Annotated in this window: 16 protein-coding genes; 6 read left to right on the top strand and 10 right to left on the bottom strand. The window is 57.9% G+C overall.

Features of this window, described 5'->3' with window-relative positions:
- Window positions 1-113 precede the first annotated feature (113 nt).
- Together gss and N438_RS28005 are read right to left on the bottom strand one after the other, a co-directional pair.
- On the bottom strand, window positions 114-1,979 hold the full coding sequence (gss, locus tag N438_RS12235) for a bifunctional glutathionylspermidine amidase/synthase (protein ID WP_022064941.1): 1,866 nt from the start codon (window positions 1,977-1,979) through the stop codon (window positions 114-116).
- Between the two features lie 76 nt (window positions 1,980-2,055).
- Complete coding sequence (locus tag N438_RS28005) at window positions 2,056-2,178, bottom strand: hypothetical protein (RefSeq protein ID WP_004217169.1); 123 nt, start codon at window positions 2,176-2,178, stop codon at window positions 2,056-2,058.
- 20 nt (window positions 2,179-2,198) lie between these two features.
- On the opposite strand from N438_RS28005, the gene N438_RS12240 reads away from it, so the two are divergent.
- Both N438_RS12240 and yghU read left to right on the top strand, forming a co-directional pair.
- On the top strand, window positions 2,199-2,759 hold the full coding sequence (locus N438_RS12240; RefSeq protein WP_004150918.1) for a thioredoxin domain-containing protein: 561 nt from the start codon (window positions 2,199-2,201) through the stop codon (window positions 2,757-2,759).
- A 47-nt stretch (window positions 2,760-2,806) separates the two neighbouring features.
- Complete coding sequence (gene yghU, locus N438_RS12245; RefSeq protein ID WP_116696312.1) at window positions 2,807-3,673, top strand: glutathione-dependent disulfide-bond oxidoreductase; 867 nt, start codon at window positions 2,807-2,809, stop codon at window positions 3,671-3,673.
- Window positions 3,674-3,745: 72 nt separating this feature from the next.
- On the opposite strand, the gene N438_RS12250 is transcribed toward yghU, so the two are convergent.
- From N438_RS12250 to exbB, 5 genes are all read right to left on the bottom strand, one after another.
- Entirely contained in the window at window positions 3,746-4,033 is a 288-nt protein-coding gene (locus N438_RS12250) for a DUF2623 domain-containing protein (RefSeq protein WP_002916743.1), read from the bottom strand.
- A gap of 78 nt (window positions 4,034-4,111) precedes the next feature.
- On the bottom strand, window positions 4,112-4,999 hold the full coding sequence (gene yghX, locus N438_RS12255; protein WP_023298222.1) for a YghX family hydrolase: 888 nt from the start codon (window positions 4,997-4,999) through the stop codon (window positions 4,112-4,114).
- 122 nt (window positions 5,000-5,121) lie between these two features.
- Entirely contained in the window at window positions 5,122-5,616 is a 495-nt protein-coding gene (locus tag N438_RS12260; protein WP_008806498.1) for a TIGR00645 family protein, read from the bottom strand.
- Between the two features lie 140 nt (window positions 5,617-5,756).
- Window positions 5,757-6,182 carry a TonB system transport protein ExbD gene (gene exbD / locus N438_RS12265; RefSeq protein WP_012967219.1) on the bottom strand — a complete coding sequence of 142 codons (426 nt, stop codon included), beginning with the start codon at window positions 6,180-6,182 and terminating at the stop codon, window positions 5,757-5,759.
- A 6-nt stretch (window positions 6,183-6,188) separates the two neighbouring features.
- On the bottom strand, window positions 6,189-6,920 hold the full coding sequence (gene exbB / locus N438_RS12270) for a tol-pal system-associated acyl-CoA thioesterase (protein ID WP_004174395.1): 732 nt from the start codon (window positions 6,918-6,920) through the stop codon (window positions 6,189-6,191).
- Window positions 6,921-7,170: 250 nt separating this feature from the next.
- Here exbB and metC point away from each other — a divergent pair, with 250 nt between their 5' ends.
- Both metC and yghB read left to right on the top strand, forming a co-directional pair.
- Window positions 7,171-8,358: a cystathionine beta-lyase gene (metC, locus tag N438_RS12280; RefSeq protein WP_022064944.1), complete on the top strand. Its 1,188-nt coding sequence runs from the start codon at window positions 7,171-7,173 to the stop codon at window positions 8,356-8,358.
- Window positions 8,359-8,489: 131 nt separating this feature from the next.
- Window positions 8,490-9,149, top strand: a complete 660-nt coding sequence (gene yghB / locus N438_RS12285; RefSeq protein WP_004205217.1) for a DedA family general envelope maintenance protein YghB — start codon at window positions 8,490-8,492, stop codon at window positions 9,147-9,149.
- Between the two features lie 49 nt (window positions 9,150-9,198).
- Here the strand turns inward: yghB and N438_RS12290 are convergent, their stop codons facing one another.
- Window positions 9,199-10,098, bottom strand: a complete 900-nt coding sequence (locus tag N438_RS12290) for an AraC family transcriptional regulator (RefSeq protein WP_012967218.1) — start codon at window positions 10,096-10,098, stop codon at window positions 9,199-9,201.
- A 196-nt stretch (window positions 10,099-10,294) separates the two neighbouring features.
- On the opposite strand from N438_RS12290, the gene yqhD reads away from it, so the two are divergent.
- A complete protein-coding gene (yqhD, locus tag N438_RS12300; protein WP_116696313.1) occupies window positions 10,295-11,458 on the top strand; it encodes an alcohol dehydrogenase in 1,164 nt (387 codons plus the stop codon).
- A 145-nt stretch (window positions 11,459-11,603) separates the two neighbouring features.
- Complete coding sequence (dkgA, locus tag N438_RS12305; RefSeq protein ID WP_008806502.1) at window positions 11,604-12,431, top strand: 2,5-didehydrogluconate reductase DkgA; 828 nt, start codon at window positions 11,604-11,606, stop codon at window positions 12,429-12,431.
- A gap of 86 nt (window positions 12,432-12,517) precedes the next feature.
- Here dkgA and N438_RS12310 read toward each other — a convergent pair whose 3' ends face one another.
- Both N438_RS12310 and ftsP read right to left on the bottom strand, forming a co-directional pair.
- Complete coding sequence (locus tag N438_RS12310; RefSeq protein WP_012540546.1) at window positions 12,518-14,791, bottom strand: YgiQ family radical SAM protein; 2,274 nt, start codon at window positions 14,789-14,791, stop codon at window positions 12,518-12,520.
- Between the two features lie 33 nt (window positions 14,792-14,824).
- On the bottom strand, window positions 14,825-16,237 hold the full coding sequence (gene ftsP, locus N438_RS12315) for a cell division protein FtsP (RefSeq protein ID WP_008806504.1): 1,413 nt from the start codon (window positions 16,235-16,237) through the stop codon (window positions 14,825-14,827).
- Between the last annotated feature and the right edge of the window lie 4 nt (window positions 16,238-16,241).

Consider the following 16,241-nt stretch of genomic DNA (forward strand, 5'->3'; position numbering starts at 1 on the left):
AATTATCTTGGCTTCGTTGCAGGTGTTCCCCGGCGGCGCTGACCATGCCGGGGCTATCCTTTTCTGTACGTTGTCACCCGGACAGGGGTATGCCGCTACCCGGGTTTCGCACGTCATGCTTTGTCTTTCAAAACGATTAACGGCTCGATATCGCTCTCTTTTTTCACCACCAGCGACGAATCGCCGCGCAGGCAGGTACCGCCGTAGTTACCACCAACGGTAAATGTGCACACCTGAATGTACTTACCGTCCACTTTCGGCAGGCACCACAGCTGCTGGTAGATATTCTTGCGATCGACAAACTGGCCGCTGGTCTTATCCAGAACCTCATCCTGAGGACCGATCAAATCGATATTGTTCCCGCAGCGTCCGGAAATGGGCTTCACGGCATAGCCGGTTTTCGCCAGCTCGTCGTTAACCACAAAATCGGTATCCAGCAGATAGCGATGATGCGGGAACAGCGACCACAGCACCGGCAGAATCGCTTTGTTACCCGGGATCACCGTCCACAGGGGTTCGAATACCAATACTTCAGGACGCAGCAGGACGTCAATCAGCCGCACCTCATTCTGCGGATGTCCGGTACGAATCGGCACCGCCGCGTACTCATCGGCGCTGACTTCGCGCACCTGCTCAATGGCGGTTTCCCATGCCCAGGTTTTCCAGACGCAGTTGACCAGCCGCCCGTCAGCGTCAATCAGCTGGCCGGCAGCGTCCCAGCGCAGCTCATCAAGGCCAAAGAGAATTTTGCTCTCAAAACCGGCCTGGGTCAGCGAACGCTGGATAAATTTCGCGTGGTAATTCTCTTCCAGATCCTTGTCCTGCATGATGTGGACGAAGGGCCGCGCCCGGCTGTGTTTCCACGCCCCCGCCAGCTCATCGAGCAGACCTTCCGCCGGATTGTGGCCGGTGCCGTAGTAGCCCTGCTTCAGCCACTGCTCGAGGATCAGCCCGCCTTCGGTATGGCAGGAGGCGGAGTCGGCATTGTACTCGTACACCTTCAGCCCGCGCTCGTCCATGCAAAAATCCATGCGCCCGGTGATCATATGATGACGACGGCGCTGCCAGGAGAGACGCAGACGCGGCCAGAGGATTTTCGGGATATCAAACAGCGCCAGCAGGTTATCATCCTTCATCACCTTATCGGTGGCGTGCAGATACATCAGGTGCAGCTCGTTAGTGGCTTTGATCAGCTCCTGTTCGGCGCTTTCGCTGATGGTGAAATACTGGTAGGGATCCTGGTTGATGAAATGGCCGTTGGCCGCCACGTAGGCTTTCTGCAGCGGATCTTTCTCGTTCAGCCATTTGCCGCGGAACTGGCCGTTGTTCGGCAGCCGCGCGCCTTTGATCGCCATCGCCTCGCCCGGCAGCACCGGCTGCGGCAGGCTGTGTTCGGTATCGGCGGTCTGGATCATCCAGCCTAAAATTTCGGTATCGGTAAAGGTATCTTTGATGGTGTACCGGCCGGCGTTGACCTCGAGGGTCAGCTCGCGGGTCCACTGCTGGCCCTGCGGCAGCGGCGAGTGAATGACGTTCTGCTCGGCGATACGCACTTTATTGCCGACAAGCTGGGTGATCACCGCGACGTGGCCTGTGTGCTTAAACTCGCCTCCCTTCTGCCAGATCAGTAACGAACCGGCGATGGGCGGACGGCGGGAACCGTTGGCGAAGGCCTGCAGCGGCAAAATATTGTCATTGACCACTTCACGCAGGAAACGCAGGGAGAAGATTTCATACGCCATCCCCACATCGGTAAAGACAAACCCGTAGGTCAGGAACAGAAAGCGGCGTGCAAACTCGACGCACTGCCATTTATGCCCCATATACTCACTGCCGATGTAGCTGCGAAACGTCGCGTCATCCGGGTAGTCCTGCGGATTTAAGCTACTGTAATTCGATGAATAAATCGCCACGCCGCCGGGCGCGTAGCCTAACAATGTCCCAAACGGGGCGTCACTGCTTGTCGATCCTTTGCTCATTTAGCCTGACCTCAAATTAATGCAGCCCGGGCAGTTGGCGAAACAAAACTCCCTCTTCTTATCCTGCCGCAGGCACTTACCAGACAGAGGTGTAACGATGATACCACTCATTCGTTTCGCTAATCGTGCCGTTAAGGAAAATAACCCTGCAGCCGGAAACAAAAGTGATATCGTTATCGGTGATATAACAAAAAAACAACGCAACATCAGGAGTCGACAATGAGCACACCCTCGCATCTGAATGCCCAACCGCTGGTCTGGGGACACGGTCCGCGGACGTTTGAGGTGTTCCTTGAGCCCACCTGCCCCTACTCTGTCCGCGCGTTTAATAAGCTCGACGACCTGCTTGATGAGGTCGGCGCCGATAACGTCACCATCAAGATACGCCTGCAGTCGCAGCCGTGGCATCTGTTCTCCGGGGTGATTGTCCGCTGCATCCTCGCCGCGTCTACCCTGCCGCACGGCAGAGAGCAGGCGCATAAGGTGATGCAGGCCGTGGCCGACCATCGGGAAGAGTTTGAGTTTACCGATCACTGCAGCGGGCCGAACATGAACGCCACGCCGCAGCAAATCATTGAGCGCATTGAACGTTACAGTCACGTGCTGCTGGGGGCCGCCTTTGCCCGCCCGGAGCTGCAGGACGTGATCAAGTGGCACAGTAAATACGCCCGTCAGAACGGCATTCACGTCTCGCCGACCTTTATGGTCAATGGCCTGGTGCAGCCGGATCTGGGCAGCGGCGATGATGTCAGCGTGTGGGCCGCGCGGATTATGGCCTGAGGTCACCTGCTACACTTTTTGTACATCCACGAAAAAGGCAAACCAGCATGTCAGAGCAAAACTACCAGCCACCCAAAGTGTGGGAATGGAAGCAAAACAGCGGCGGCGCGTTCGCCAATATCAACCGTCCCGTTTCCGGCGCGACCCATGAACGCGTCCTGCCGGTCGGGACCCATCCGCTCCAGCTATACTCACTGGGCACGCCCAACGGCCAGAAGGTGACCATCATGCTGGAGGAGCTGCTGGCGCTGGGCGTCAGCGGCGCGGAGTACGACGCCTGGCTAATACGCATTGGCGAAGGGGATCAGTTTTCCAGCGGCTTTGTCGATATCAACCCGAACTCGAAGATCCCGGCCCTCAGCGACCACTCCACCACGCCGCCGACCCGGGTATTTGAGTCCGGCAACATTCTTCTCTATCTGGCGGAAAAATTTGGCTTCTTCCTGCCAAAAGATCCTGCCGGCCGCACCGAAACCCTCAACTGGCTGTTCTGGCTGCAGGGCGCGGCACCATTCCTCGGCGGCGGCTTCGGCCACTTCTATAACTATGCGCCGGTGAAGATCGAGTACGCGATCGACCGCTTTACGATGGAAGCCAAACGCCAGCTCGACGTGCTGGACAAACAGCTCGCCCGCGGTCGCTATGTGGCCGGCGAGGAGTACACCATCGCCGATATGGCTGTCTGGCCGTGGTATGGCAACGTAGTGCTGGGCAATGTCTATAACGCGGCGGAGTTCCTCGACGCCGGGAGCTATAAAAACGTGCTGCGCTGGGCGCAGGATGTGGGCAAACGCCCGGCCGTCAAGCGCGGACGCATCGTCAACCGCACCAACGGCCCGCTCAATGAGCAGTTACATGAGCGCCACGACGCCCGCGACTTTGACACCCAAACGGAAGATAAGCGCCAGGCGTAAGGTCTTCACCCTTTCCCGCTGACGGGAAAGGGTTCCCACCACAGGACGGCTCCGCCTGCGAAGCCGTCCTGTTTAGCTTTCCAGCCGATAGCCCGCCAGAAAATAGCGCATCGCCATACCCGACCCACCTTCTTTGAAGAAATCCATCACCATATCTCTGTCAAGGCCATAGCGACGGGTCAGGATCCCCGCCTCCCACGCGCTGAGCTGGCGGTCGCCGGTTTTTTCAAACATGCGGTGCGAGTAGCCGAGCACAAACCCGCGTTTATAGTCGGCGCAAAAATTCGCCGCATGCGCGGCGGTGTCAGCATAGGATGCCTGTAGCCCCGCCATTAAGCCTTTGCCAAAATGATTTTCCATCGCGCCCTCCCAATCGCTGTATAATAAATTATATAGCGTTTTTTTGAGCGAGCGGTAGCGCTATTTATGTCGTTTGCGCTAGCGTAAATACTTCTCAAACCATGCCAGCGTACGTTGCCAGGCCAGATCAGCCGCAGCCCGATCGTAGCGCGGCGTGGAATCATTATGAAAGCCGTGATTCACGCCCTGATAGAGATAGGCCTCGTAGACTTTATGGTGTTCCTTCAACGCCTGTTCATAGGCGGGCCAGCCTTCATTAATGCCGCTATCGAGGCCGGCATAGTGCAGCAGCAGCGGCGCTTTAATTTTATCGACCTCCTTCAGCGGCGGCTGGCGGCCGTAAAACGGCACCGCGCAGGCTAGCTCCGGGATCGCCACCGCCGCCGCGTTGCTGACGCCGCCGCCGTAACAAAACCCGGTGATACCGACCTTCCCCGTCGCCTGTGGATGCTTCGCCATAAACGCGACCGCCGCAAAAAAATCATTCATCAGCTTCACGGGATCGACTTTCTGCTGGAGCGCGCGGCCTTCATCATCATTCCCCGGATAGCCGCCGACGGCGCTCAGGCCATCAGGCGCCAGCGCGATATATCCCGCTTTCGCGACCCGCCGGGCTACGTCTTCAATGTAGGGATTGAGGCCTCGGTTCTCATGTACCACCACAACGGCGGGCGCTTTGTCGGCTATTTTCGTCGGCGTCACCAGGTAAGCCCGCACTTCGCCGTGGCCGTCAGGAGAGGGATAATGAATATACTCCGGACGGATATCCGGATCGGTGAACAGTACCTGCTCTGCCAGGGCATAGTCGGGCTTCAGCAGATTAAACAGCGCCAGCGCGGTCATCCCGCCGACAGTATATTTCCCCGCCAGCTGGAGAAACTCGCGTTTGCTGATTTTGCCGTGGGCATAGTAGTCATAATACTCGAGCAGCTGCTGCGGGAAATCTTTGGCCGTTAATCGCGTCATCACCTTGCCTCCGTTGTTAAGCGCCCTTTAAGCAAAGCAGAAGCCCGGACATACGCCAGCGCAGAGAAGCAGAAACGGGGGAGAAAAAAGCCCAGCGGCTAACACCGCCGGGAGAGAAGAGATCAGTGTTTCACTTTGTTCAGACGATCGAGATAGCCCATCACAAAGGCCGAAAGGACGAAGGTCAGGTGGATAATCACGTACCACATCAGCTTGTTGTCCGGCACGTTTTTCGCATCCATAAACACCCGCAGCAGGTGGATAGAGGAGATCGCCACAATTGACGCCGCGACTTTATTCTTCAGAGAGGTGGCGTCCATTTTACCGAGCCAGCTCAGCTTCTCTTTCCCTTCATTGATATCCAGCTGCGACACGAAATTCTCATAGCCCGAGAACATCACCATCACCAGCAGGCCACCCACCAGGGTCATGTCCACCAGCGACAGCAGCGTCAGGATCAATTCCGACTCGCTGACGCTGAAGATATGCGGCAGAACGTGGACGATCTCCTGAAAAAATTTGATGGTCAGCGCGACCAGTCCCAGCGAAAGGCCAAAATAAACCGGTGCCAGCAGCCAGCGCGAAGTGTACATAGCGTTTTCCAGAAAGCGTTCCATATAATCCTGTTAGTTAACAAAAAGAAGCGACATTATATCTCAGACAGATAACGTGATGGCAACGCCAGGCCAACACATCGCCGGCAGACGGCCATAAAAAAGGCCGGCGCGCGGCCAGCCTTTTCAGGAACAGAATCGGGTTATTTGGCTTTGACGGTCTCTTCGCCCACCAGCCCGATCTTGAGATAGCCCGCCTGATGCAGGGTATCCATCACTTTCATCATCGTCTCGTAATCGACGGTTTTATCCGCGCGGAAGAAGACAGTGGTATCTTTTTTGCCGGCGGTCAGGCTATCCAGGGCGTTAATCATATTCGCTTCGGTAATCGGGTCGTTGCCGAGGAACATGCTCTTATCCGCCTTCACCGACAGATAAATGGGTTTTTCCGGTCGCGGTTGCGGCTGGCTGGAGGAGGCCGGCAGATTCACCTTCACGTCAACCGTCGCCAGCGGCGCAGCCACCATAAAGATAATCAGCAGAACCAGCATGACGTCGATAAACGGCGTCACGTTGATCTCATGCATTTCGCCGTTATCGTCCAGATTTTCATTAAGACGCATCGCCATAGCCGATCAACCTACCCGTAATTTCTGCGCGCTACGCACCGGCTTCACACCGCTGGCGCTGAGGTCCAGGTCGCGACTTTGCAGCAGCAGCACCTGAGCGGCGACGTCGCCGAGCGAGGCCTTGTAGCTGCCAATCATGCGGGCAAAGATGTTATAGATGACCACCGCCGGGATGGCGGCGAACAGGCCGATGGCCGTCGCCAGCAGCGCTTCCGCGATGCCCGGCGCTACCACCGCAAGGTTGGTAGTCTGCGTCTGGGCGATACCGATAAAGCTGTTCATGATGCCCCAGACGGTCCCGAACAGACCCACGAACGGCGAAATGGCGCCGATGGTGGCCAGATAACCATTGCCGCGTCCCATATGGCGACCGACCGCCGCGACGCGGCGCTCAAGGCGAAAACCGGTTCGTTCCTTGATGCCTTCATTGTCTTCGGCACCGGCAGAGAGTTCGAGTTCGTTCTGTGCTTCATTGATAAGCTGGGTGGTCAGGCTCTTCGCCTCAAAGGCGCTGGCGATATCGCTGGCCTGATCGAGAGAGCGGGCTTCCGCCAGCTGCTGCTGTTCACGTTTGAGGCGTCGCTTGCTGGCGAGGATTTCCGCCCCTTTGCCGAAAAAGATGGCCCAGGTGACGACCGACGCCAGAATCAGGCCAATCATCACCACCTTAACGACAATATCGGCATGATGATACATACCCCAAACGGAGAGATCCGCCTGCATCAAATTATTACCCACGCTCTATCTCCACGACGATAATCACAAAATCTGCCCACAATAATATCAAAACGACATCGAATTGATAGTGGTTCTCATTAGTATTTACACTGTGCAGCAAATCACGTTTATTTTCCTTGCGCTCACGCAGTAAAAAAGCGGCTTACTGCGGGCCTGGTAAAATTTTCGCCTGTATCGGCGCCGCACTGGTACAGAAAAGAAGATTCATGCTAGTTTAGACGTCCAGACGTATAAAAACAGGTTCATCAACATGGCTGATAAACATCTTGATACCGCGCTGGTCAACGCCGGACGGAGCAAAAAATATACCCAGGGCTCAGTGAACAGCGTGATCCAGCGCGCGTCATCGCTGGTTTTCGATACCGTGGAAGCCAAAAAACACGCCACCCGCAATCGGGCCAACGGCGAGCTGTTCTACGGGCGTCGCGGCACCCTGACCCACTTCTCGCTGCAGGAAGCGATGTGCGAGCTGGAAGGCGGCGCCGGCTGCGCCCTCTTCCCCTGTGGCGCGGCCGCGGTGGCCAACACCATCCTGGCGTTCGTCGAACAGGGCGACCATGTGCTGATGACCAATACCGCCTATGAGCCAAGCCAGGATTTTTGTACCAAAATTCTCGCTAAACTCGGCGTCGCCACCAGCTGGTTCGATCCCCTCATTGGCGCCGATATTGCCCAACTTATTCGGCCGGAGACCCGCGTGGTGTTCCTTGAATCGCCTGGCTCCATCACCATGGAAGTGCATGATGTGCCAGCGATTGTCGCCGCCGTGCGTCAGGTCGCCCCGGAAGCGATTATCATGATCGATAACACCTGGGCGGCGGGGATCCTGTTCAAAGCGCTGGATTTTGGCATCGATATTTCTATTCAGGCAGGCACCAAATACCTGATCGGCCATTCCGACGCCATGGTCGGCACTGCGGTGGCGAACGCGCGCTGCTGGCCGCAGCTGCGTGAGAATGCCTATCTGATGGGACAAATGCTGGACGCCGATACCGCCTATATGACCAGCCGCGGCCTGCGCACCCTGGGCGTGCGCCTGCGTCAGCATCATGAAAGCAGCCTGCGCATCGCCGAGTGGCTGGCGCAGCATCCGCAGGTGGCGCGGGTCAACCACCCCGCCCTGCCCGGCAGTAAAGGCCATGAGTTCTGGAAGCGCGATTTTACCGGCAGCAGCGGGCTGTTCTCGTTTGTGCTCAACAAGCGTCTCAACGACGCTGAGCTGGCAGCGTATCTCGACAACTTCAGCCTGTTCAGCATGGCCTACTCGTGGGGCGGCTTTGAATCGCTGATTCTGGCCAATCAGCCGGAGCAAATCGCTCACATCCGACCGGATGCGGAAGTCGACTTCAGCGGCACGTTGATCCGTTTGCACATTGGTCTCGAAAATGTTGACGATCTGCAGGCGGATTTAGCAGCGGGCTTCGCGCGTATCGTGTAAAGTGACAGTCAGTGGCAACAATAGCGGACGCTTTTTAGCAAAGCGGCCGCTTTTGTTGCGCCCGGGATCAAGGTGCTCGGGTCTCTTCAGGAGTACACTAGTCAACAATACGGTACCACTTAGGAAAGTCCATGGTTGTCATTCAAGAGATTGTCGCCGCGTTGTGGCAACATGATTTTGCCGCATTGGCGAACCCTCACGTTGTGGGCGTTGTATATCTGGTTATGTTCGCCACCCTGTTTCTGGAAAACGGGCTGCTGCCCGCGTCCTTTTTACCGGGGGACAGCCTGCTGCTGCTCGCCGGCGCGCTGATTGCTAAAGGCGTCATGGACTTTGTGCCCACTATCGCCATTCTGACCGCCGCCGCCAGCCTCGGCTGCTGGTTGAGCTATGTGCAAGGGCGCTGGCTGGGCAATACGCAAACGGTGAAAGGCTGGCTGGCGCATCTGCCGCACAAGTACCATCAGCGCGCCACCTGTATGTTTGATCGCCACGGCCTGCTGGCGCTGCTCGCGGGCCGCTTTCTGGCATTTGTCCGCACCCTGCTGCCAACCATGGCGGGGATTTCCGGCCTGCCGAACCGCCGCTTTCAGTTCTTCAACTGGCTGAGCGCCCTGCTGTGGGTTGGCGTGGTCACGGGTCTCGGCTATGCGCTGAGCATGATCCCGTTTGTGAAGCGCCATGAAGATCAGGTCATGACCTGCCTGATGATCCTGCCGATTGCTCTGCTGCTGGCGGGCCTGCTCGGCACGCTGTTCGTGGTGATCAAAAAGAAATACTGCAGCGCCTGACGGCCACCTGCCGGGGGGCCTGCGCCCGCCCGGCTTGCCCTTCCCGATATTACATGCCCTGCATCGTGCGAATTCGTGCGGCATCTTCCCCGGGCGTCATACCGAAGTAGCGCTTAAACTCGCGGCTGAACTGCGAAGGACTTTCATACCCCACCCGCATCGCCGCCGCGCTGGCCTTCATGCCGTCATGGATCATCAGCATACGCGCCTTGTGCAAACGGTAGGTTTTCAGATACTGCAGCGGTGAAGTACTGGTCACCGATTTAAAATTATGGTGAAACGCCGAGACGCTCATATTCGCCTCTGCCGCCAGCCGATCGACGCTCAGGTTTTCGGTGTACTGGCTCTCGATGTGTTTCAGCACGCGACTTATCAAACTGAAATGGGTCTGTCGGCTGACCAACGCCAGCAGTGCGCCGCCGCAGGGGCCCGTCAGCACATAGTAGAGGATTTCACGGATAATCTGCTTGCCAAGAATGCGCGCGTCCAGCGGACGATCCATGACGTCGAGCAGCCGTTCGGCAGCGCACAAAATATCTTCGGAAAGCACTGCCGAATTTATTCCGCTGGAGGCGACGGCGGGCTGAAACAGCGGATCCTCGCCAATATCCATCAGCAGCTCCTGCAGTTGCAGGATATCGACGTTCAGACGCATCCCGGCGAGGGGCACCTCCGGGGTGGCAAAGGTTTCGCATTCGAAGGGCAGCGGCACGGTCAGCAGCAGATATTCATTTGTGTCGTAGCGAAAAGTCCGCTCATTGATATAACCAATTTTATGGCCGGAAAAGAGAAAAACGATCCCCGGCTGATACATCACCGGCGTCCGGGTACCCGGCTGCGTCCCATACAGCAGGCGGACGTCAGGCAGCAGCGAACTTAACAGTTCGTGCTTATCTTTCAGCTGGTTAATCTTCTCTGTCAATATCTGGCATATCTGTGCGTGTTGCATTGCCACCGCCTCTCCCGATGTTTCTTCACCCATACATTGTGCGCAGGCTGGCGAGAATTCTCCAGCCACATGGAGAAATAGGCAAGACATCGGCAGAAATGTGCATTGAGGGTCAACGGCGCCAGGACCACAATAACCGTCATCTGGCAGCGGTATCGTCCCTGTCGGCGGTTTTACTCTTTTGAGGACACTAGCAATGAATAATTTTGACCTGCATACCCCAACCCGCATTCTGTTTGGCAAAGGCGCGATTGAAAAGCTGCGTGAACAGATCCCGGCGGAGGCTCGCGTACTGATCACCTACGGCGGCGGCAGCGTGAAAAAAACGGGCGTCCTGGATCAGGTACTCACCGCCCTGAATGGCCTGGATGTCCTTGAATTTGGCGGCATCGAGCCGAACCCGTCTTACGAAACTCTGATGAACGCCGTGAAGCTCGCCCGTGAAGAGAAGGTCACCTTCCTGCTGGCGGTCGGCGGCGGTTCAGTACTGGATGGCACCAAATTTATCGCGGCAGCAGCCCACTATGACGCCAACATTGATCCGTGGGAAATTCTGGAAACCTATGGCAGTAAGATCGCCAGCGCCATTCCAATGGGCTCGGTTCTCACTCTGCCGGCGACCGGTTCTGAATCAAACAAAGGGGCGGTGATTTCGCGGAAAACTACCGGCGACAAACGCGCGTTTATGTCTTCGCACGTTCAGCCGCAGTTCGCGATCCTCGACCCGGTCTACACCTATACCCTGCCGCCGCGCCAGGTCGCCAACGGCGTGGTTGACGCCTTCGTCCATACCGTCGAACAGTACGTCACCTACCCGGTTGACGGCAAAATTCAGGACCGCTTCGCCGAAGGCATTCTCCTGACCCTGATCGAGGATGGTCCAAAAGCGCTGCAGGAGCCGGAAAATTATAACGTGCGCGCCAACATTATGTGGGCCGCGACCCAGGCGCTGAACGGCCTGATCGGCGCTGGCGTGCCGCAGGACTGGGCGACCCATATGCTCGGCCACGAACTGACGGCGATGCATGGTCTGGATCACGCCCAGACGCTGGCTATCGTGCTGCCGGCGCTGTGGAATGAGAAACGCGATACCAAGCGCGCGAAGCTGCTGCAGTATGCCGAGCGCGTATGGAATATCACCGAGGGCTCCGAAGAACAGCGTATCGATGCCGCTATTGCCGCAACCCGTAGTTTCTTCGAGCAGATGGGGGTGCCGACCCGCCTCTCCGATTACGGTCTCGACGGTAGCTCCATCCCGGCGCTGCTGGCGAAACTGGAAGAGCACGGCATGACCAAACTGGGCGAACATCAGGATATCACCCTGGACGTCAGCCGCCGTATTTACGAGGCTGCTCGCTAATTTAACCCCGCCTGATTCACCTCTCCTTACGTTAAACAAACGTCGGGGAGAGGTGTTTTTACTACCGTTTTTAGCTATTTCGTCCAGACTTAATGCTACCCCTCGGCGGATTCTGCCTCGCCGAGTTCATTAACAGGAGGAAGGCATGACACATCCAACCGTTATAAAACTACACGACGGCAACCTGATGCCGCAGCTGGGTCTCGGCGTGTGGAAAGCTGGCAACGAGGAAGTCGTCTCCGCCATTCATAAGGCGCTGGAAGTCGGTTATCGCTCTTTTGACACCGCCGCCGCGTACCAAAATGAGGCCGGCGTCGGCAACGCGCTGCACAGCGCAGGCGTCAATCGCGATGAGCTGTTCATCACCACCAAGCTGTGGAACGACGATCAAAAACGGCCGCACGAGGCGCTGAAAGAGAGCCTCAGCAAGCTGAAGCTCGACTATGTGGATCTCTACTTAATCCACTGGCCGGTGCCGGCGATCGGCCATTACGTCGAAGCCTGGCAGGCGCTGATCGAGCTGCAGCAGCAGGGGCTGGCGAAAAGCATCGGCGTGTGTAATTTCCAGGTCCCGCATCTGCAGAAGCTGATTGATGAAACCGGCGTCGCACCGGTGATCAACCAGATTGAGCTCCATCCGCTGCTGCAGCAGCGTCAGCTGCATGCCTGGAACGCCACCCACAAGATCCAGACCGAATCCTGGAGCCCGCTGGCCCAGGGCGGTAAAGGGGTGTTCGATCAGAAAGTCATCCACCAGCTCGCCGATAAGTACGGCAAAACGCCGGCGCAAATCGTCATCCGCTGGCATCTTGATAGCGGTCTGGTGGTGATCCCGAAATCAGTGACGCCGTCGCGTATCGCGGAAAACTTTAACGTCTGGGATTTCCGTCTCGACAAAGACGAACTCAGCGAAATCGCGAAGCTGGACCAGGGCAAGCGTTTAGGGCCCGATCCGGATCAGTTTGGCGGCTAACATATAAAAAAGCCGGATAGCACTGACGCCTATCCGGCTCTCTAACTGGCCTGGCCAGCAAAGCGCTACCGGGCACAACGTCAGGCTTAACGCCCGGCGACTTTACCGCGTTTGACCGGTTTTTTCGCCGTCGTTTCACCGTTAGAACGCTGATGTACAATCGGCGTGTGCTTGGTCAGCGCCGGACGGGTATGGCGGTTCTGGCGACGCGCTTCGCGCATCTCATCCAGCGTCGGGGCAGGCACCAGGCAGTCGCGGCGTGAGCCAATCAGGTGCTTTTTACCCATCGCCTCCAGCGCCTGACGGATCAGCGGCCAGTTTGCCGGATCGTGATAGCGCAACAGCGCTTTATGCAGACGGCGCTGTTTATCGCCCTTCGGCACCACCACCTCTTCGCTCTTATAGCCAATCTTGCCCAGCGGGTTCTTGCCGGTGTAATACATAGTGGTCGAGTTCGCCAGCGGCGACGGATAGAAGTTCTGCACCTGGTCGAGACGGAAGCGATGTTTCTTCAGCCACAGCGCCAGGTTCACCATATCTTCATCACGGGTTCCCGGATGGGCGGAGATAAAGTACGGGATCAGATACTGTTCTTTACCCGCCTGCTTCGAATAGGTATCAAACAATTCTTTAAAGCGGTCGTAGCTGCCCATCCCCGGCTTCATCATCTTCGACAGCGGCCCCTCTTCGGTATGCTCCGGGGCGATCTTCAGATAGCCGCCGACGTGGTGGGTCGCCAGCTCTTTGATATAGCGCGGATCTTCGACGGCGATGTCATAGCGTACGCCAGAGGCAATGAGGATCTTCTTAATGCCCTTCAGCTCACGGGCGCGACGGTAAAGATTGATCGTCGGCTCATGGTTGGTATCCATGTGCGGGCAGATATCCGGGTAGACGCAGGAGAGACGGCGGCAGGTCTGCTCGGCGCGTGGCGATTTGCAGCGCAGCATATACATGTTGGCCGTTGGTCCGCCGAGATCGGAGATCACCCCGGTAAAGCCGGGCACCGTGTCGCGAATGGCTTCGATTTCATTAATGATCGAATCTTCTGAACGGCTCTGGATAATGCGCCCTTCGTGCTCGGTGATTGAGCAGAACGAACAGCCGCCGAAGCAGCCGCGCATGATGTTGATCGAGAAACGGATCATCTCATACGCCGGGATACGCGCGTCGCCGTAAGCAGGATGCGGCACACGCTTGTAAGGCAGCGCGAAGACGCTGTCCATCTCTTCAGTCGAGAGCGGGATTGCCGGCGGGTTGATCCAGATATAGCGTTCGCCATGCTTTTGCATCAGCGCCCGGGCGCAGCCGGGGTTGGTTTCATGGTGCAGAATACGCGAAGCGTGAGCGTACAGGACCTTATCGCCTTTCACCTTCTCGAAGGAAGGCAGCAGCACATAGGTCTTTTCCCACGGTTTGGGCCGCGGCGGCTGCACGGTGATGCTTTTGGCTTCCTGCTTTTTCGGCGCAACCGGCTTGTTATCGGCACACGGCAGATCCTCACCGTACGGATGCGGGATGGGATCAATTTTGCCAGGCGTATCCAGGCGGGTGGAATCGACGCCGCTCCAGCCCGGCAGCGCCTCTTTCACCATGATGGCGGTATTGCGCACATCGCGGATCTGGTCGATGGTTTCGCCCATCGCCAGGCGATGCGCGACTTCCACCAGCGGACGCTCGCCGTTGCCGAACATCAGCATATCGGCCTTGGAGTCCACCAGCACCGAGCGGCGCACGGTATCGGACCAGTAATCATAATGCGCGGTACGGCGCAGGCTGGCCTCGATGCCGCCGAGGATCACCGGCACGTCTTTCCACGCCTCTTTACAGCGCTGGGTGTAGACCAGGGTGGCGCGGTCCGGGCGTTTACCCGCCACGTTGCCGGCGGTGTAAGCATCGTCATGGCGCAGCTTACGGTCGGCGGTGTAGCGGTTGATCATCGAGTCCATATTGCCCGCGGTCACGCCGAAGAACAGGTTCGGCTTACCCAGGCGCATAAAGTCGTCTTTGCTGTTCCAGTCCGGCTGGGAAATGATCCCCACCCGGAACCCCTGCGCTTCCAGCATACGGCCGCAGATGGCCATCCCGAAGCTCGGGTGGTCGACGTAGGCGTCGCCGGTCACCAGAATAATGTCGCAGCTATCCCAGCCAAGTTGGTCCATCTCTTCACGCGACATCGGTAAAAATGGCGCAGGGCCAAAACAGGCAGCCCAGTATTGCGGCCAGGAAAAAAGGTCACGATCCGGTTGGATCAGGGATATTGCGCTCATATTGCTTCCGGGGGAAATGATAAAAAAATAACCAAAAGGGCGTGGATTATAAGCCGGAATGATAGTGGAAATGAAGGAGGATTTTCTCAAACCCTGACCGTGTTCCGGCCAGGGTTGAAGAGATTACGGCGCGGGATTCACCAGCATCTGGCCGATCGAGCCGCGGTCGGCAAGCTCCAGCGTCTGGCTCAGATACTGGAACGGGAAGTGCGGCCACGACGGCTGAGCATAGTAGACCAGCAGTTCAACCTGCCCGTCGACCCACACGGTGTCCTTCCAGCCGCGATCTTCCGGGAAGGGCGACGAGCCGTTGACGTTACGGATCTGGAACATCACCCCTTCAATATGGAACGACTGCGGGCGGTCGGCGCGCACCGTCCAGCGCTCCCAGGTCCCCTGTTGCGCCGTGATATCGATACGCTGCGGATCCCACAGCTGGCCGTTGATGCCCGGATCGTCGCCAAGGGTGATATCCCGGCTGCGGATCGGCGTGCCGGAGAGCAGTTCGGTCGGCAGCAGACGCACCGGCAGACTGTCGGTGACCAGCGGCAGCAGTCCGGTCGGGCGCAGGGTCAACACCAGCGTGGAGACCAGAATACTTGACGGTTCAAAAAAGCCGCGGATACGGTCGACAATACTCGCCGCTTCACCGCAGGTAATGGACACTTCATCGCCGTTGGTCATATCGACCAGAATTTCACGCCGTTCCCCCGGCCCCAGCGACAGCTGCTTGAGCGAGACCGGCGCCGGCAGGAACCCCTGATCCCCGGAAATCACATGCAGCAGTCGGCCATCGCTCATCTGCAGCTGATAGCGCCGGGAGTTGGAGGCGTTCAGCAGGCGCAGGCGCACCCAGCCGCGCGACACTTCGACATACGGGCTCTGCACGCCGTTAACCAGCAGCGTATCGCCAACGAAGCCGCCGCTCCCCGGTTCGCTATATTCCGGCGTGCCGAAGTTATCCAGCCGCTTGTCCTGAATAATCACCGGGAAGTCATCAACGCCGTAGTGGTTAGGGATTGGCAGGTTCTTGCTGACCTCATCTTCCACCAGCCACATGCCGGCCAGGCCGTTGTATACCTGCTTCGCCATCCGGTTCGGCGTGTTGGCCTGATACCACAAGGTGGCAGCGCTCTGGCGGATAGGCAGCACCGGCGCCCAGTCGGCGTTCGGCGACATCATACGCGCCGCGCCGCCGATCAGCGGGCCAGGCACCTGCAGGCCGCGGATAGTCATCGCGACATTCTCAGTCAGACGGTTGCTGTAGATAAGCTTGACGTCGTCCCCGCTCCAGACGCGGATCGTCGGCCCCATGTAGCGGCCATTGATCCCCCAGACGGGGGCGCGAGTGCCTGGCGTAAACGACCAGTGCGAACGCTGCAGCGTCAGAAACAGCGGCTGACCGCGACGCGATTCCAGCAGCGGCGGAACCGGCAGCGCAAGCTGCTGGCCGGCGGCATGGGCTTTCAGCGGCGCGGCGCCAGCGCACAGCGCTACGCCGGAAGCCTTAATAAACTGACGCCGACTGAGTGACATATTA

The sequence above is a fragment of the Klebsiella sp. GL120222-02 genome, assembly GCF_003097195.1.
In the GTDB taxonomy this organism is placed as follows: Bacteria; Pseudomonadota; Gammaproteobacteria; order Enterobacterales; family Enterobacteriaceae; genus Klebsiella; species Klebsiella variicola.

Coding starts and splice junctions, on each gene's coding strand:
- gss (WP_022064941.1), bottom strand. CDS start 1,979: ATGAGCAAAGGATCGACAAGCAGTGACGCCCCGTTTGGGACATTGTTA.
- N438_RS12240 (WP_004150918.1), top strand. CDS start 2,199: ATGAGCACACCCTCGCATCTGAATGCCCAACCGCTGGTCTGGGGACAC.
- yghU (WP_116696312.1), top strand. CDS start 2,807: ATGTCAGAGCAAAACTACCAGCCACCCAAAGTGTGGGAATGGAAGCAA.
- N438_RS12250 (WP_002916743.1), bottom strand. CDS start 4,033: ATGGAAAATCATTTTGGCAAAGGCTTAATGGCGGGGCTACAGGCATCC.
- yghX (WP_023298222.1), bottom strand. CDS start 4,999: ATGACGCGATTAACGGCCAAAGATTTCCCGCAGCAGCTGCTCGAGTAT.
- N438_RS12260 (WP_008806498.1), bottom strand. CDS start 5,616: ATGGAACGCTTTCTGGAAAACGCTATGTACACTTCGCGCTGGCTGCTG.
- exbD (WP_012967219.1), bottom strand. CDS start 6,182: ATGGCGATGCGTCTTAATGAAAATCTGGACGATAACGGCGAAATGCAT.
- metC (WP_022064944.1), top strand. CDS start 7,171: ATGGCTGATAAACATCTTGATACCGCGCTGGTCAACGCCGGACGGAGC.
- yghB (WP_004205217.1), top strand. CDS start 8,490: ATGGTTGTCATTCAAGAGATTGTCGCCGCGTTGTGGCAACATGATTTT.
- N438_RS12290 (WP_012967218.1), bottom strand. CDS start 10,098: ATGCAACACGCACAGATATGCCAGATATTGACAGAGAAGATTAACCAG.
- yqhD (WP_116696313.1), top strand. CDS start 10,295: ATGAATAATTTTGACCTGCATACCCCAACCCGCATTCTGTTTGGCAAA.
- dkgA (WP_008806502.1), top strand. CDS start 11,604: ATGACACATCCAACCGTTATAAAACTACACGACGGCAACCTGATGCCG.
- ftsP (WP_008806504.1), bottom strand. CDS start 16,237: ATGTCACTCAGTCGGCGTCAGTTTATTAAGGCTTCCGGCGTAGCGCTG.